The 16,582-nt window shown below is 48.6% G+C and carries 14 protein-coding genes; all 14 read left to right on the top strand.

What is annotated here, in order from left to right:
- Positions 1-47 precede the first annotated feature (47 nt).
- The 14 genes from pyrH to dnaE all read left to right on the top strand — a co-directional run bounded on the left by pyrH (position 48) and on the right by dnaE (position 16,580).
- Positions 48-788: a UMP kinase gene (gene pyrH, locus B2X65_RS05810; RefSeq protein ID WP_217667330.1), complete on the top strand. Its 741-nt coding sequence runs from the start codon at positions 48-50 to the stop codon at positions 786-788.
- 173 nt (positions 789-961) lie between these two features.
- Positions 962-1,519, top strand: a complete 558-nt coding sequence (gene frr, locus B2X65_RS05805; protein ID WP_290611234.1) for a ribosome recycling factor — start codon at positions 962-964, stop codon at positions 1,517-1,519.
- A 131-nt stretch (positions 1,520-1,650) separates the two neighbouring features.
- On the top strand, positions 1,651-2,412 hold the full coding sequence (gene uppS, locus B2X65_RS05800; protein WP_290611232.1) for a polyprenyl diphosphate synthase: 762 nt from the start codon (positions 1,651-1,653) through the stop codon (positions 2,410-2,412).
- 5 nt (positions 2,413-2,417) lie between these two features.
- On the top strand, positions 2,418-3,278 hold the full coding sequence (locus B2X65_RS05795) for a phosphatidate cytidylyltransferase (RefSeq protein WP_290611230.1): 861 nt from the start codon (positions 2,418-2,420) through the stop codon (positions 3,276-3,278).
- Positions 3,278-4,471, top strand: coding sequence for a 1-deoxy-D-xylulose-5-phosphate reductoisomerase (gene ispC / locus B2X65_RS05790; protein WP_290611229.1), 1,194 nt, complete (start codon positions 3,278-3,280; stop codon positions 4,469-4,471). The genes B2X65_RS05795 and ispC overlap by 1 nt, the downstream gene beginning before the upstream one ends.
- Complete coding sequence (rseP, locus tag B2X65_RS05785) at positions 4,471-5,826, top strand: sigma E protease regulator RseP (RefSeq protein ID WP_290611228.1); 1,356 nt, start codon at positions 4,471-4,473, stop codon at positions 5,824-5,826. The genes ispC and rseP overlap by 1 nt, the downstream gene beginning before the upstream one ends.
- A 26-nt stretch (positions 5,827-5,852) precedes the next feature.
- The gene (gene bamA / locus B2X65_RS05780) at positions 5,853-8,354 is read left to right on the top strand and encodes an outer membrane protein assembly factor BamA (RefSeq protein WP_290611226.1); all 2,502 of its coding nucleotides are present in this window, start codon (positions 5,853-5,855) and stop codon (positions 8,352-8,354) included.
- Between the two features lie 16 nt (positions 8,355-8,370).
- The gene (locus tag B2X65_RS05775) at positions 8,371-8,895 is read left to right on the top strand and encodes an OmpH family outer membrane protein (RefSeq protein ID WP_290611225.1); all 525 of its coding nucleotides are present in this window, start codon (positions 8,371-8,373) and stop codon (positions 8,893-8,895) included.
- 4 nt (positions 8,896-8,899) lie between these two features.
- On the top strand, positions 8,900-9,955 hold the full coding sequence (gene lpxD / locus B2X65_RS05770; RefSeq protein WP_290611224.1) for a UDP-3-O-(3-hydroxymyristoyl)glucosamine N-acyltransferase: 1,056 nt from the start codon (positions 8,900-8,902) through the stop codon (positions 9,953-9,955).
- 2 nt (positions 9,956-9,957) lie between these two features.
- Positions 9,958-10,410, top strand: coding sequence for a 3-hydroxyacyl-ACP dehydratase FabZ (gene fabZ / locus B2X65_RS05765; RefSeq protein WP_290611223.1), 453 nt, complete (start codon positions 9,958-9,960; stop codon positions 10,408-10,410).
- Between the two features lies 1 nt (position 10,411).
- Positions 10,412-11,182 carry an acyl-ACP--UDP-N-acetylglucosamine O-acyltransferase gene (gene lpxA, locus B2X65_RS05760; RefSeq protein ID WP_290611221.1) on the top strand — a complete coding sequence of 257 codons (771 nt, stop codon included), beginning with the start codon at positions 10,412-10,414 and terminating at the stop codon, positions 11,180-11,182.
- A 199-nt stretch (positions 11,183-11,381) separates the two neighbouring features.
- Complete coding sequence (gene lpxB, locus B2X65_RS05755) at positions 11,382-12,530, top strand: lipid-A-disaccharide synthase (protein ID WP_290611220.1); 1,149 nt, start codon at positions 11,382-11,384, stop codon at positions 12,528-12,530.
- Positions 12,517-13,110: a ribonuclease HII gene (gene rnhB, locus B2X65_RS05750; RefSeq protein WP_290611219.1), complete on the top strand. Its 594-nt coding sequence runs from the start codon at positions 12,517-12,519 to the stop codon at positions 13,108-13,110. The genes lpxB and rnhB overlap by 14 nt, the downstream gene beginning before the upstream one ends.
- The gene (gene dnaE / locus B2X65_RS05745; RefSeq protein WP_290611218.1) at positions 13,110-16,580 is read left to right on the top strand and encodes a DNA polymerase III subunit alpha; all 3,471 of its coding nucleotides are present in this window, start codon (positions 13,110-13,112) and stop codon (positions 16,578-16,580) included. Before rnhB ends, dnaE begins: the two co-directional genes overlap by 1 nt.
- Positions 16,581-16,582 lie beyond the last annotated feature (2 nt).

Raw genomic sequence — 16,582 nt, 5'->3', positions numbered from 1 at the left:
GTTTTTTTATGTCTTTTATCCAGCACTATTCAGCACTAGGGGCACTCATGAGTATCAATCCAAAACCAACCTACAGACGCATTCTGCTAAAATTAAGCGGTGAGGCCCTGATGGGCGACGAAGGCTTTGGTATCGACCCAAAAGTATTGGACCGGATGGCGCAGGAAATTAAAGAGCTGGTTGAGTTAGGGGTGCAAGTCGGTATCGTCATTGGTGGTGGTAATATTTTCCGCGGTGAAGGCCTGGCGAAAGCCGGCATGAACCGGGTGGTCGGCGACCATATGGGCATGCTGGCAACGGTAATGAATGGACTGGCGATGCGCGATGCGCTGCACCGGGCTTATGTTAATGCCCGGATGATGAGTGCTATTCCTTTAAATGGCGTTTGCGACAATTACAGTTGGGCTGAAGCAATCAGCTATTTAAAGTCAGGCCGGGTAGTGATTTTCTCTGCTGGCACCGGTAACCCGTTTTTTACCACCGATTCTGCCGCCTGCTTACGTGGTATCGAAATTGAAGCTGATGCCGTGTTAAAAGCCACGAAAGTGGAGGGGGTATATTCCGCTGATCCGGTTAAAGACCCGGCCGCCACCTTGTATTCTCAGTTAACCTATACTGAAGTGTTAGATAAAGAACTGAAAGTGATGGATTTAGCGGCGTTTACGCTTGCCCGGGACCATAATTTACAAATTCGGGTGTTTAATATGAATAAGCCGGGTGCCTTAAAACGGGTCATTATGGGCGAACAGGAAGGCACCGTTATCGACCACGCCGAGAATTTACAGTAAACTAGCCGCCATCTTGGCCGCGGCATAGCCAAAATCATTGAAGTTGCAGGTAGGCGGCAAGTGAGTGAAACCCCATGAGCATAGCTATCTATGCGATTGGGTTGAGCGAGCGATGCCAACACCGCTGCAGCTTCAAGGATAACGGATATCTATAAAAAATAAGGATAACGATCGTGATAAACGACATTATTAAAGACAGTAAAGTAAGAATGGAAAAAAGCGTTGATGCGCTTAAATCACAATTAAACAAAGTGCGCACCGGTCGCGCACATCCGAGCTTACTTGATGGCATTCAGGTTTCTTACTATGGTGCAGACACCCCGTTGCGCCAGATGGCCAATATTTCTATTGAAGATGCCCGTACCCTGAGTATCAGTGTGTTTGACAAAAGTTTAGTGCAAGCGGTTGAGAAAGCTATTATGTCGTCCGATTTAGGCCTGAACCCGATGTCAGCCGGAACCAGCATTCGGGTGCCTTTACCCGCGCTGACTGAAGAACGACGTCGCGATTTGGTAAAGGTCGTGCGCGCTGAGGCCGAAGGTGGCCGGGTAGCCGTTCGTAATATTCGCCGCGATGCCAATGCTGAATTAAAAGCCCTGTTAAAAGACAAAGACATCAGCGAAGATGACGAGCGCCGGGCAGCTGACGAAGTGCAAAAAGTGACGGATACTTATGTTAAAAAAATTGACGAAGTATTGGCTGATAAAGAAAAGGAACTGATGGAGGTTTAACCTAACTAACCTCCTATCAGTTGATAGCGCCGTATCGGCTAAGCTGTGCGGCGCTTTTTATTATGGTTTGACACAACATTGTCGAACGATAAAGCAGTATAAAAGCAATTCAAAAGGACAGGTCTTATTCTATGACTGCAGAGTCGCAGATCGGGCAGCAGACGTTACCCCGCCATGTGGCCATCATTATGGATGGCAATGGACGCTGGGCGCAACGTCAAGGGAAGCCAAGGGTATGGGGACATAAAAAAGGGGCGGAAGCGGTGCGCCGGGCAGTCAGTTTCTGCCGGCAACTCGGTATTCCATCACTTACCTTATTCGCTTTTAGCAGTGAAAACTGGCGTCGTCCACAAACGGAAGTTGATACCCTGATGCAACTGTTTATGCTGGTGCTAAAAAAAGAAGTTAAAAGCCTGCACAAGCATAATGTTAAGTTACAAATAGTAGGCGATTTGTCAGCCTTTGATCAAAAGCTTAGGGCCAGTATTAATGCTGCCGAAGCATTGACCGCCGGCAATACCGCTATGACATTAAATATTGCAGCAAATTATGGTGGCCGCTGGGACATGCTGAACGCCGCACGTCAGCTCGCTGTGAAAGTCCATGCGAACGAACTGCTGCCTGAGGCGATTACTGAGCAAATGCTGGCAGAGCAGATGCAGTTGCATGATCAGCCGGAGCTTGATTTACTTATTCGCACCGGTGGTGATTTACGGATCAGTAACTTTTTATTATGGCAGGCGGCTTATGCTGAGTTGTGGTTTACAGAAACCTTGTGGCCAGACTTTGATAAAACAGTATTTGCTGATGCGATAGCGGCATTTGTCAACCGGGAACGTCGCTTTGGATGCACAGGTGAGCAAATACAGGCTTTGCTGCACAATAAAGGATAACAATATTGTTTAAACAACGAGTTCTTACCGCATTATTGCTGGCACCTCTGGCTTTGCTGGCGGTGTTCTATTTGCCGCTAAGCGGCTTTGCGTTGTTTGTCTCTGTGGCGTTTCTGTTAGGGGCCTGGGAGTGGAGTGGTTTTTGTGGCCTGGCCAACCGGACGATGCGTGCTGTGTATACGGTGCTTACTGGGGCAATACTGTTGGCGCTGTATTATATTCAGCCGATCGCATTACAGTATCTATTCGCTGATGCCTTTACCCTAACACTGGTTGTTGCGGGGGTAGTGTGGTGGCTGCTGGCCGTAGTATTGGTGCTGACGTTTCCTCGTAGTCAGGGATTCTGGGCCGGTCGAGACTGGTTAAAAGCACTAATGGGTTGGCTAACGTTATTACCTGCCTGGAGCGCGATTGTTTTTGTGCGGGGTCTGGAATACCCGCAGTCTGAATTTACCGGTGCCTGGTTGTTGTTTGGCTTATTGGGTCTGGTTTGGGCTGCTGATATTGGCGGTTACATCATTGGCAAGCCCTTTGGTAAAACCAAATTACTGCCTAAAGTCAGCCCGGGGAAAACGCTGGAGGGCATGCTCGGTGGTATGGCGCTGGTGTTAGCGCTGGTGAGTGCCGTAGGGTACTGGCAAGACTGGCCAAATCAAATGTTATATTGGTATATCGCTGCTGTCGTTTTAACGGCATTGTCGGTGTTCGGTGATTTAACGGAAAGCATGTTTAAACGGGCGGCGGGCAAAAAAGACAGTGGCGCCTTTCTACCAGGACATGGCGGTATTCTTGATCGGATCGACAGCTTAACTGCCACTGCACCATTGTACGCGTTACTGCTGGCATTATTTGGTGGCTTTAATTGATGCGACACGTGGTTATTCTGGGCTCTACCGGTTCTATTGGTTGCAGCACTTTGTCGGTGCTGGCGATGCACCCACAGCAGTTCAGCGTATTGGCACTAACGGCCGCGACGCAAACCAGCAAGTTGTTAGCACAGTGTCTGGAGTTCAGACCACGTTTTGCGGCCATGCTATGCCCCAGCGCCGCCGCTGAACTTAAGGCGGCATTAAAGCAACAGGGTTGTGCAACTGAAGTAATGGCTGGCCCGGATGCATTAAACGCGCTGGCAGCGCACCCGGATGCTGATATTGTTATGGCTGCTATTGTTGGTGCTGCGGGGCTATTGCCAACCTTAGCCGCGGTAGAGCAGGGCAAAACGGTATTACTGGCAAATAAAGAAGCGTTAGTGATGTCAGGTGAGTTGTTTATGGATAAAGTGGCGCGCCATGGCGCAACCCTGTTACCCATTGACAGCGAACATAATGCCATTTTCCAGTGCTTGCCAGCCGCATTTCAGCACGCTAAAAAGCGACCGGCACTTGCTGAGATGGGCATCGCCAAATTGTTATTAACCGGCAGTGGCGGGCCTTTTCTTAACAGAGCTCTGGAAAGTCTGGCCTCGGTAACGGTGGCAGAAGCAGTTGCTCACCCTAACTGGAGCATGGGACAGAAAATTTCAGTCGACAGTGCGACGATGATGAATAAGGGCCTGGAGTTTATTGAAGCCCGCTGGTTGTTTAACTGTGCGCCGTCCGATATTGAAGTCGTGATTCATCCACAAAGTATTATTCACTCGATGGTGCAATACACCGATGGCTCCGTACTAGCCCAGCTTGGCCAGCCTGATATGCGTACGCCGATCGCCCACGCACTGGCGTTTCCAGAGCGGATGAGCAGTCCGGTGCAGCCGCTCGATTTTAGTCAGCTTGCCAATTTCAGTTTTAGTAAACCAGAGCCGGAGCGCTATCCCAATTTATATCTGGCCATTGCCGCCTGTGCGGCCGGGCAGGGTGCGACCACAGCATTAAATGCAGCGAATGAAGTGGCAGTTGGCGCGTTTATTGGCGGCCAAATTCGGTTTACTGACATTTGTCGCGTAAATGAAAAATGTCTGGCACATTTCCTTAACTATGCTACCCGCTCGCTGGATGATATAGTAGCGCTCGATTTTGAAGCCCGCACTTATGCGCAGCAGTTGCTAAGGACACTAAATTAATGGCGGTATTTTTATGGAATGCCTTTACCTTTGTCATTGCACTGGGGTTATTGGTTACCGTGCATGAGTTTGGTCATTTCTGGGTTGCCCGGAAAAATGGCGTACTGGTAAAGCGTTTTTCAATTGGCTTTGGTAAGGCAATATTCAGTTGGCGGGATCGTCAGGGCACTGAATTTGTTATTGCTGCAATTCCACTCGGTGGCTACGTGCGGATGTTGGACGAGCGAATTGACCCCGTATTGCCACAGTTTGCCGATCTGGCGTTTAATCACAAAACCGTATGGCAGCGCATGGCAATCATTGCCGCGGGACCCGCTGCAAATTTTATATTTGCCATTTTTGTGTTGTGGCTGATGTATCTGATTGGGGTGCAGGAAGCCAAGCCGGTTATCGCAGCAGTGCAACCGCAGTCTATTGTGGCTGAGGCCGGCGTGCGGGGCGACGAGCAAATTATCAGCATTAATGGCCATAGCGCCAGAGATTTACGCAGTACTAATTTACTGTTGGTTGAACAGCTTGGCAGGCCAGGAATGACGGTAGGCTTGCAAGATGTGGGGTCTGGTCAACAGCGGCAAGTTGAGCTTAACCTTAGCGATTGGCAATTTGATCCTGAACAGCAAACCGTTTTTGACAGCTTAGGCATTAAGCTGATGCAGCCTGAAAGAACAACGGAATTATCACTGGTAGTGCCTGAATCGGCTGCAGAGCGGGCAGGTTTGCAAAAGGGTGATATTATCAGGCGGATCGATGGACAGCAGATTACTGACTGGCCAATGCTGGAAAAGCTCATCCAGCAAAATGCCGAGCAGACTCTGATAATTGAGATCAGCAGAGCAGGCCAGATCATTGAACTTGAAGCCATACCTGATTTGTTAACCCGGGAAGATGGTTTTACTCAGGGCATGTTAGGGATCCAGCCGGTTGTTACCCCATGGCCCGAGGGTATTGTCTACACCCAGCGTTATGGGGTAGTGGGTGCCATAGGTGAAGGCCTTAGCCAGACCTGGCAACTGACCCGTTTAAGTTTTGCGATGGTTGCAAAGCTGCTGACCGGTGATGTGTCGGTAAAGCATTTAAGCGGGCCTATCTCGATTGCGCAGGGCGCAGGAGATACCGCCAGTATGGGCCTGATAGCTTTTTTAGCGTTTCTGGCGCTAATCAGCGTTAATCTGGCTGTTATTAATTTATTGCCGCTGCCCATTTTGGATGGTGGCCATTTAATGTATCTTGTGGTGGAACTAATACGCGGTAAACCTGTCTCTGAGAAGGCGCAGGAAATAGGTTTTCGCTTTGGAGCTTTAGTCCTGCTGATGTTAATGGGAATTGCGCTGCTCAACGATATTTCTCGTTTGTAATAAACTAATCATAAGTAGTTCAAATAATGACAATTAAACGATTAGTAGCTGCGATGTTACTTGCCACTGGCAGTAACTCGGTGCTCGCTGAAGAATCATTTACCGTTCAGGATATTCAGGTTGAAGGCTTGCAGCGCGTTGCGCTCGGTGCCGCCCTGAATAACCTGCCGTTTACTATTGGTGACACTGTTACTGAGTACAGTTTGTCTCGTAGTATTAAAACTTTATATGGTGCTGGCCATTTTGACGATATCAAAGTGTTTCGCGATGGTAATACGGTTATTTATCGCTTGAAAGAACGGCCAACCATCAGTAACATCGAATTTGATGGCAACAAAGACATCAAAGAAGAGCAATTAAATGAAAGTCTGGCTGGCAATAAAGTTCAGGTTGGCGAGCCATTAGATAAAACGATCCTGAAAAGTATCGAAAATGGCTTAACCGAATTTTACCACGGGGTGGGCAAATATCAGGCGAAGGTTGAAGCTAAAGTGACCTATTTGCCACGCAACCGGGTAAACCTGAAACTGGAGTTTGATGAAGGCGATGCCGCGTCAGTTCGCCAGATTAATATTGTCGGTAATACCATCTTCTCTAATGAAGAGTTGCTGAATCAAATCGAATCGAAACAGGATTTACCCTGGTGGCGCTTTTTATCCTCTGACCGTTATCAGAAGCAAACCTTGCAGGGCGATTTTGAAACGATCACGAGTTATTATCTGGATCGTGGCTACCTGCAGTTTGATATCGAGTCGTCACAGGTGTCAGTAAGCCCTGATAAAACCTCGGTGTACGTTACCCTAAATGTAACTGAAGGTGAGCAGTACAATATCCGTGATGTAAGTTTTGTCGGCGATTTAATTGGCCAGGATGCTATTATCGAAGCGATCCTGCCACTGAAAGAAGGGCAGCTGTATAACGGCGCGCTGGTGACTTACACCGAAGAGAGCATCGCCAAATTACTCGCACGTTTTGGTTATGCTAATTCTAAAGTACGGACCATTCCCAAAGTTGATGAAGCAAGCAAACAAGTTGATCTGACCATCAGTGTTGACCCGGGTAAACGTGTCTATGTGCGCCGGATTGATGTGCAGGGCAACACCAACACCCGCGATGAAGTTATCCGGCGTGAACTGCGCCAGATGGAAGGAGCCTGGTTATCGAACGATTACCTGGAGCTCTCTAAAAACCGGATCCAGCGTTTACCTTACATTGAAGATATTGGCTTTGAAACCGTACCGGTCACCGGTAGTGATGACCAGGTCGACGTGCTGTTTAACATTAAAGAACAACCGTCAGGTAGCTTTAATGCCGGCATTTCCTATGGTAGCTACCAGGGGTTATCGTTTGAAGTGGGTGTGCAGCAAGCTAACTTTTTTGGTACGGGCAACAGTGCAGGCATCAGCTTAAGCACCAATAAATATCAGAAGAGTATTAACCTCAGTTATACCGACCCGTATTACACCTTAAATGGCGTGAGCTTAGGTGGTCAGTTATTCTATTCCGATATCGATTACAGTAGTGCCTCCTCTAACCTTGAAGCATACAACCAACGCCGTTATGGTTTTGGCACAAACGTCGGTTATCCGATCAACGAATTTAACCGCTTAAATTTTGGCGCCAACTATGTGGTCAATAAAATAAACTCTATTCAGGAGTATGACCAGCTGCGCCATTTCAGGGCCGTGTTGCTGGATGAGCAAAACCCCGATGGTGGTTACAACTTTACCAATTATGAATTTAGTACCGGTTGGAGCCATAGCACATTAAACCGGGGTTTATTCCCAACCGCAGGCCGGATGCTGAATTTAGTCTTAAAGGCAACGACCCCGAACTCCGATTTACAGTATTATAAACTACAGTTTGAAGCGCAGAATTATATTCCGCTAAGCAACGATCATCGCTGGTCGTTCCGCAGTAAGCTGGAGCTTGGCTATGGTAATGGTTACGGTGACAAAGATGGCTATGATTACACCCTGCCATTTACCGAAAACTTCTATGCAGGTGGTTCTAACCTGCGTGGCTTTGAAAACCGGATTATCGGCCCTCATGCTATTTTCCGCTTTCCAGATTTCGTGCCAGGTATTTCTGATCCGCTTAATGGCATTGGCAGTTATCCGCAAAATCCGAATGGTGACAATTACATTGTGTCTTCGCGCTCTATTGGTGGCAATGCCATGGGTGTGCTTACCCTGGAACTGATTACGCCAACACCATTTCTAAGTGAAGATTATCGAAATTCGGTAAGAACCAGTTTGTTTGTTGATGCTGGTAATGTCTGGGATACTGAGTTCGATTTAGACCGTTACGCCAATCTGACTCAGGACAGAGGCGCATCGACAGGACGCGGGGTACAACCTTTTCTGATAGATTATTCAGACCCGAGTTTGATTCGCGTTTCAGCTGGTGTATCGTTACAATGGATTTCACCAATGGGGCCGTTAACCTTCAGCCTGGCGAAAATCATCAAAAAACAAGAAGGTGATTTGCAGGAAAACTTTAGTTTTAATATTGGTACAACTTTCTAACAAAGGTATAGGGAAAATGATGTTTAAAAATACAGTAACTAAAACCGCCATTGTATTAGTCGCCGCGATAGTGATGGCTGGCACTGCAGTTGCGAAAGAAATGAAAATTGCATTTGTTGATATTCAGGCTGTTGCCGCGCAAATCCCACAGTCAGCCACCATTCAGGAGAATATCCGCACTGAGTTTGCTTCTAAAATTGATGCGATGAGCCAGTTAGAAAAAGATATTAACTTTAATATTGAAAAGTTGCGCCGCGACGGCCCGACCATGAGTGAACAACAACAGCAGGAGCTGGCAACTAAAGTGCAGCAGCAACGTCAGCAATATGAAGCGACCGCACGGCCGTTAGATGAGCAAATTCGTGCCCGTCAGAACGAAGAGCGTAATAAAATTCTCGCGATGATTAAAACCGCCATTGATGTGGTTGCTGAGCGGGAAAAGTTTGATGTTGTGTTAAATGCTGGTGCTGCGGTATATGCCAAGCCAGAGTATGATATCTCTGACGCGGTGGCAGCCCAGGTAAGCAAAGCTAAGAAGTAATACAGTGAAGTTATTATCAGAACTGGCTGAGCAGCTTAATGCTCAGCTTGTCGGAAACGCCGCTTGCGGCGTTTCTGCCGTTGCAACCCTGGAGCATGCAGGTCAGGGTACTATCAGCTTTCTGGCCAATAGTAAGTATCGTAAATTCCTTAGTCACACCACTGCCAGTGCGGTATTAATTAAAGCAGATGATTTACCATTTATGGCACCAGGCGTTAGCGCGTTAGTGGTAGCCGATCCTTATGTTGCCTTTGCCCAGATTGCCCAGTTACTTGACTCTACCCCAGCTGTTGCTGATGGCATTCACCCATCTGCTACAATTGATGCGTCAGCGACAATAGGCGAACACTGTGCCATCGGGCCCAATGCGGTGATAAGTGCAGGTGCAGAGCTTGGCAAGGGAGTGCAGGTTGGTGCTGGCACTGTCGTTGGTAAGGCAGCAAAAATTGGCGCGGGCAGCCGGCTGTGGGCAAATGTGACGATTTATCATAATGTTGTCATAGGTAGCGACTGTTTAATTCATAGTGGGGCGGTAATTGGCTCGGATGGTTTCGGCTTTGCCAATAAAGCAGGAAACTGGCTGAAGATACCACAGACCGGTACTGTGGTGATTGGTGACAATTGTGAGATAGGCGCCAATACCACTATCGATCGTGGTGCAATAGAAGACACTATGGTGGGCAACAACGTTATTATTGATAACTTATGTCAGCTTGCCCATAATGTTCAAATTGGTGATCATACGGCAATTGCCGGTTCTACCAGTATTGCGGGCAGTACCAAAGTAGGTCGGTATTGTGTTTTGGGTGGTGGCGTTGGCGTCAATGGCCATATTGAAATAGCAGATGGTGTGCAAATTACCGGCATGTCAATGGTTACCCGTTCGCTTACTGAGAAAGGGGTGTACTCATCGGGTATCCCGGCAGCAACCAATGCGGAGTGGCGCCGTAATACCGCGCGCCTGCGGCAGGTTGAGCAATTATTTCAGCGGGTAAAACAGCTGGAACAACAATTACAGCACATAAGTCATGATGGACAACAGCCATCGACAGAGGATTAATTTTGGCCAATCAACTTAATAGCCTGCAAGTGCAGGAAATTATGGCGTTATTACCGCATCGCTATCCGTTTTTGTTAATTGATAAAGTGCTGGACTACACGCCGGGCGAATCGTTAACAGCGCTTAAAAATGTAACGATCAATGAACCAATATTTACCGGGCACTTCCCTGGCATGCCCATTTTTCCTGGTGTGCTGATCCTTGAGGCATTGGCACAGGCAACGGGGATCCTGGGTTTTAAAACGGTAACCGAACGCTCAGAGAATGAGCTGTATTTGTTCGCAGCAATTGATGATGCCCGTTTTAAAAAGCCGGTAGTGCCGGGTGATACGATGATACTGGAAGTGAAGTTTTTAAAAGAGCGCCGTAATATGTGGAAGTTTTACGGAGAAGCCAAAGTGGATGGCGTTATAGTGTGCTCAGCTGAATTAATGTGTGCCAGAAGAGAGTTATAACGTGATTCATCCATCAGCGGTAATCGAAAATGGCGCTAAACTGGGCCAGAATGTAAAAGTGGGGCCCTTTAGCTATATTGGTCATGATGTTGTGCTTGGCGATGATTGTATTATCGAGCCTCACGTGGTGATCAAAGGCCCTGCGACCATTGGCAAAGGGAACCATTTTTTTCAGTTCACCAGTATTGGTGAAGCTTGCCAGGACAAAAAATACAAAGGCGAGGCTACTGAGCTGATCATTGGCGACTTTAATGTCTTCCGTGAAGGCTGCTCTGTCCATCGTGGTACGGTGCAGGATCAGGGTAAAACCATTATTGGCAGCCATAACCTGTTTATGAATACCACCCATATTGCCCATGACTGCGTTATTGGCAGCCATACTATTTTTGCCAGTGGCGCGCAGGCTGCCGGCCATGTGCATGTCGGCGACTGGGCTATTCTGGGCGGTATGACGGGTGTGCATCAGTTTGTGCATATTGGCGCGCACAGCTTTTGTGGCGGCGGCTCTATCGTGCTAAAAGATGTCCCTCCTTACGTAATGGTGCATGGCGCCCCATGTCAGCCAGCCGGTATTAATGTTGAAGGACTTAAACGCCGTGGTTTTAGCAGTGATGCGCTGTTAGAGATACGACGTGCTTATAAAGAAGTCTATCGTAAAGGCCAGACCGTTGCCGAAGCATTAGCGGCACTGGAAACAAAGTCAGCAGAGTATCCAGAGTTGAAAGCCTTTACTGATTTTATTGCTAATGCCAGTCGCGGTATTGTGCGTTAAGCACCACGATAAACAGTTTTTTAAGAAACGGAGCCTGCAGGCTCCTTTTTTATAGCGCGGTAACACTGCGATAGCCTGTTTCGGCGCTACTGGTTAACGCGGTAAGTATTTCAACATGGTAAAGGCTTGAAGTAAGCGCTATTTCCTGTGATAGAATCAAACAACGATAAGAATTATTAGTTCATAAACGAGACTTGCTTTGTCACATCTTAATATTGCCATCATTGCTGGCGAACACTCGGGCGATATCCTCGGTGCCGATTTAATGGAAGCGCTTGCCCAGCGTCACCCTGATGCCCATTTTTATGGTATTGGTGGCCCGCGCATGCAAGCGCTGGGTTTCAATGCCTTGTTTGAGATGGAAGAGCTTGCCGTAATGGGGATTGTTGAAGTGTTGGGCAGGCTACCGCGTTTATTAAAAGTCAAACGCGAGATACTTGCTGCATTGCTAAAAGATAAACCCGATGTGTTTATCGGTATCGATGCTCCGGATTTTAACTTGCCGGTCGAGCTTGAATTAAAGCAGGCAGGCATTAAAACGGTGCACTATGTCAGCCCCTCTGTCTGGGCCTGGCGGCATAAACGTATTTTTAAGATTGCCAAAGCCACCAATATGGTGCTGTCATTATTGCCTTTTGAAAAAGCGTTTTACGATAAATATCAGGTTCCCTGTACCTTTGTTGGCCATACCATGGCCGACACCATGCCGCTGGTGGTTGATAAAGCAGAGCATAAAATAGCTCTGGGGCTGGACCCAACCCGGCCGGTACTGGCGCTGATGCCAGGCAGTCGTAGTAATGAAGTTAACTTGTTAGCGCCCGATTTTCTCTCTGCTGCTATTTTATTACAGCAACAACAGCCGCAGTTGCAACTTATTGCCAATATGGTAACCGAGCAAAAGGCTGCGCAATTTATGGCCATTAAACAGCAGTATGCACCTGATTTAGAAGTAAAGGTTCATATTGGTCTGGCCCGCCAGGTGTTGCTGGCCGCAGATGCCACCTTTATCACCTCTGGTACCGCTACGCTTGAAGCCATGCTGGCCAAATGCTTGATGGTGGTGGCGTATCGGGCTAACTGGTTAACGTATCAGATTGGCCGGCGGCTGGTTAAGCTGGCGCATTTCAGCCTACCCAATTTGTTAGCCGGACGGCCGATGGTACCCGAACTGCTGCAACATCAGGTAACCCCTGGGGCTTTGCTGGCGGCAATGGCGCCTTTGTTACAATCGGACAATAGTGCCTTACTGGCCGAGTATCGTGATATTCATCAACAAATTAAATGCAATGCCAGCGTCCGCGCTGCCGAGGCCATTCTGGAGGTAGCAGGTTCTGATGCAGTGGCATAGACCCGATGTAAAACTACTATGTGGTGTAGACGAAGTAGGTCGCGGCCCATTAATTGGCGCCGTGGTAACGGCGGCAGTCATTCTAGACCCTTTGCGGCCGGTCAACGGTCTGATGGACTCTAAAAAACTCAGTGCAGCACGGCGCGAAGCGCTGGCAGAGGAAATAAAGGCCAATGCCCTGTGCTGGGCACTTGGCCGGGCAGAGCCGGCAGAAATAGACGAGTTAAATATCCTGCATGCCACGATGCTGGCAATGCAGCGCGCCGTGACGGCATTAACCATTCAGCCACAGTGGGTAATGATAGATGGCAACCGTTGTCCCTCTCTGCCCATGCCTGCCACCGCGGTAATTAAAGGGGACAGTCTGGTCGCTGAAATCAGCGCAGCGTCAATTTTAGCTAAAGTAGCCCGTGATGCGGAAATGGCGGCGTTAGCTCAGCGCTACCCCCAGTTTGGTTTCGCTGCTCATAAGGGCTATCCGACAGCACAGCACCTGGCAGCGATCACGGAGCATGGCATTTTGGCTGAGCATCGTCGTAGCTTTAAGCCAGTGCGGCTGATCGCTGAGCAATTGTCCTGATGAATACCCCGGCATTTATTCACCTGCGGGTCCATAGTGACTTTTCCATGATTGATGGCGTGGCTAAGGTTAAGCCGATAGTTAAAGCGGCTGCGGCAGCCGAAATGCCGGCGCTGGCCTTAACCGATCAAATGAATTTTTGTGGTCTGGTCCGGTTTTACAGTGCAGCCCATGATGCCGGGATTAAACCGATAATTGGCGTTGATTGCTGGGTACAGCATCCGCTGCTTGGCAGCGAAAGCGCCCGACTGTTGCTGCTGGCAATGGACAATGAAGGTTATCAGAACCTGACCATGTTGATCTCCAAAGCGTATCTGCGAGGACATGTTGCAGGTAAGCCACAGCTTGACCATCAATGGCTGGCAGAGCATAACCGTGGCCTTATTGTGCTGTCTGGGGGCAAAGACGGCCCGCTTGGCAAAGCGCTGGTAAAAGAAAACCCGCAATCGGTAACGGAATTAGTCAATTTTTATCAGCAGTATTTTCCTGAGCGTTTTTACCTGGAGCTGATCCGCACCGACCGACCTGATGAAGAGCGCTATATTCAAAAAGCCGTGCTGCTGGCCGAGCAACACCAATTGCCCGTTGTTGCTACCAACGAAGTGGTATTTTTAAAAGCCACTGACTACCCGGCGCATGAAATCCGGGTCGCCATTCATGATGGTTTTACCCTGGACGATAAACGCCGTCCGAAGCACTACTCAGAACAGCAGTATTTGCGAACAGAGCAGGAAATGGTGGCGTTATTTGCTGATATTCCTGAAGCTCTGGAAAATAGTGTTGAAATTGCCCGCCGCTGCAACGTGACTATCCGGCTTGGTGAATACTTTTTACCTGCCTTTCCTACTGGCGGCATGACCGATGGCGATTTTCTGGTATTAAAATCTCAGGAAGGCCTGGAGCAACGCATGCTGCAGCTATTTCCGGATGAGGCTGAGCGTGCTGCTAAGCGAGCACCCTATGATGAGCGCTTACAGATTGAGCTGGACGTGATTAACCAGATGGGTTTCCCGGGTTACTTCCTGGTAGTTATGGAGTTTATTCAGTGGAGCAAAGATAATGACATTCCCGTTGGCCCAGGTCGTGGCTCGGGTGCCGGCTCGCTGGTGGCTTACGCGCTAAAAATTACCGATCTTGACCCGCTGGAATTCGACCTGCTGTTTGAACGGTTCTTAAACCCGGAACGGGTATCGATGCCCGATTTTGACGTCGATTTTTGTATGGACCGTCGTGATGAGGTGATTGACCATGTTGCCGACATGTATGGCCGTGAGGCAGTGTCACAAATTATTACCTTTGGCACCATGGCGGCCAAAGCCGTTATTCGTGACGTAGGCCGGGTACTTGGCCACCCTTATGGCTTTGTCGATCGCATTTCCAAACTTATCCCACCCACACCTGGTATGACGCTGGAACAAGCGTTTAAAGAAGAGCCACGTCTGCCTGAGCTGTATGCCCAGGATCAGGAAGTGAAAGATTTAATTGATATGGCCCGCCAGCTGGAAGGGGTAACCCGAAATGCCGGCAAACATGCCGGAGGGGTGGTTATTGCGCCCACTAAAATTACTGATTTTTCGCCGCTGTATTGTGATGATGAAGGCAATAACCCTGTTACTCAGTTTGATAAAAACGACGTTGAATATGCCGGCTTAGTGAAGTTCGACTTTCTGGGGTTACGCACGCTGACCATTTTGCAGTGGGCGGTCAATATGGCCAACAGCCGGTTGCAAAAGGAGGGGCGTAAACCGGTTGATATTAATAGCATCCCGCTGGTTGATAAACGTAGCTTCGATTTGCTGCAGCGCGCCGATACTACGGCTGTGTTCCAGTTAGAATCGCGCGGCATGAAGGACTTAATCCGTCGCCTGCAGCCCGACTGTTTCGAAGATATGATAGCGCTGGTGGCATTATTCCGTCCGGGGCCACTGCAATCGGGCATGGTAGATAACTTTATTGACCGTAAGCGTGGCCGTGAAGAAATCTCGTTTCCCGATGCAACCTGGCAGCACGAATCTTTAAGGCCTATTCTAGAACCAACCTACGGCATTATTCTGTATCAAGAACAGGTAATGCAGATAGCGCAGGTGCTTTCTGGCTACTCGCTAGGTGGTGCGGATTTACTGCGCCGGGCCATGGGTAAGAAAAAGCCGGAAGAAATGGCCAAGCAGCGCGATACCTTTCAGGAAGGTGCTGCAAAAAATAATATTGACCCTGAGCTTGCTATTAAAATATTCGACCTGGTAGAGAAGTTTGCCGGCTACGGTTTTAATAAGTCGCACTCGGCAGCGTATGCACTGGTGTCTTATCAGACGCTGTGGATGAAGGCGCATTTTCCCGCTGAATTTATGGCGGCGGTCATGTCGGCCGATATGGATAACACGGATAAAATTGTCACGTTGGTGGATGAGTGCGAACGGATGAAGCTGAGGCTTAATCCGCCCGATGTTAACTCGGGACAGTATAAGTTTACCGTTAATGAGCAGGGCCATATCGTTTATGGCATTGGCGCGATCAAAGGGGTGGGTGAAAGCCCGATAGATGCCATTATTGAAGCGCGTAACGAGTACGGCAGCTTCCATGACTTATTTGATTTCTGTGCCAAAGTCGATTTAAAACGATTAAACCGCCGGGTAATGGAAAAGCTTATTTTATCCGGTGCGATGGACCAGTTGGGGCCACATCGTGCCGCGCTGATGGCCAGCTTAGAAGAGGCAATGAAAAAGGCGGAGCAACACGCCAAGGCACAAGCGGTGGGGCAGGACGATTTATTTGGCTTGTTAAGCCCGGAACCAGAACAGGCGGCCAGTGCATTTAAGCAGGTGCCACAGTGGCCGGATGAAGTCTGGCTCGATGGCGAGCGGGAAACGCTCGGGCTGTATTTAACCGGTCACCCGATTAATCGATACGCGGATGAAATTCGCCACTATGTTTCCTGCCGCTTAGTTGAACTGCAGCCCACCAAAAAAGATCAAAGTGTCCAGGTAGCCGGTTTAGTGGTGTCAGTGCGGGTAATGATTAATAAAAAAGGCCGGCGCTGGGCCATTGTGACGCTGGACGATAAATCGGCACGGCTGGATGTGCGCTTTTTCCCGGAACAGCTGGAAACGTTTGAGGAATTGCTGCAAAAAGACCGTATTCTGGTAATAACCGGACAGGTCAGCTTTGATGATTTTAATGGTGGCCTTACAATGTCGGGCCGCGATGTCAGTGAAATAACTGCTGTGCGGGAAAAATCGCTGAAATCTTTGAATATCACTGTACAATCGGCGCAAATAGACCACAATTACCTGCAAAGATTGCAACACGTGCTCGATGAATTCAAAGCTGGTACGGTACCGGTAACAATCAGGTATCAACGACAGGAAGGGCAGGTAACACTGCAGTTAGGGACAGCCTGGTGGGTGACGCCCGCCGACGCTTTGTTGCATCAGTTAAAACAATTAGCAACAATAGAACTGGAATTTAATTAATT

It is taken from the genome of Arsukibacterium sp. UBA3155, from assembly GCA_002364615.1.
Taxonomy (GTDB): Bacteria; Pseudomonadota; Gammaproteobacteria; order Enterobacterales; family Alteromonadaceae; genus Alishewanella.
This window is presented reverse-complemented; position numbering and strand designations above follow the sequence as displayed.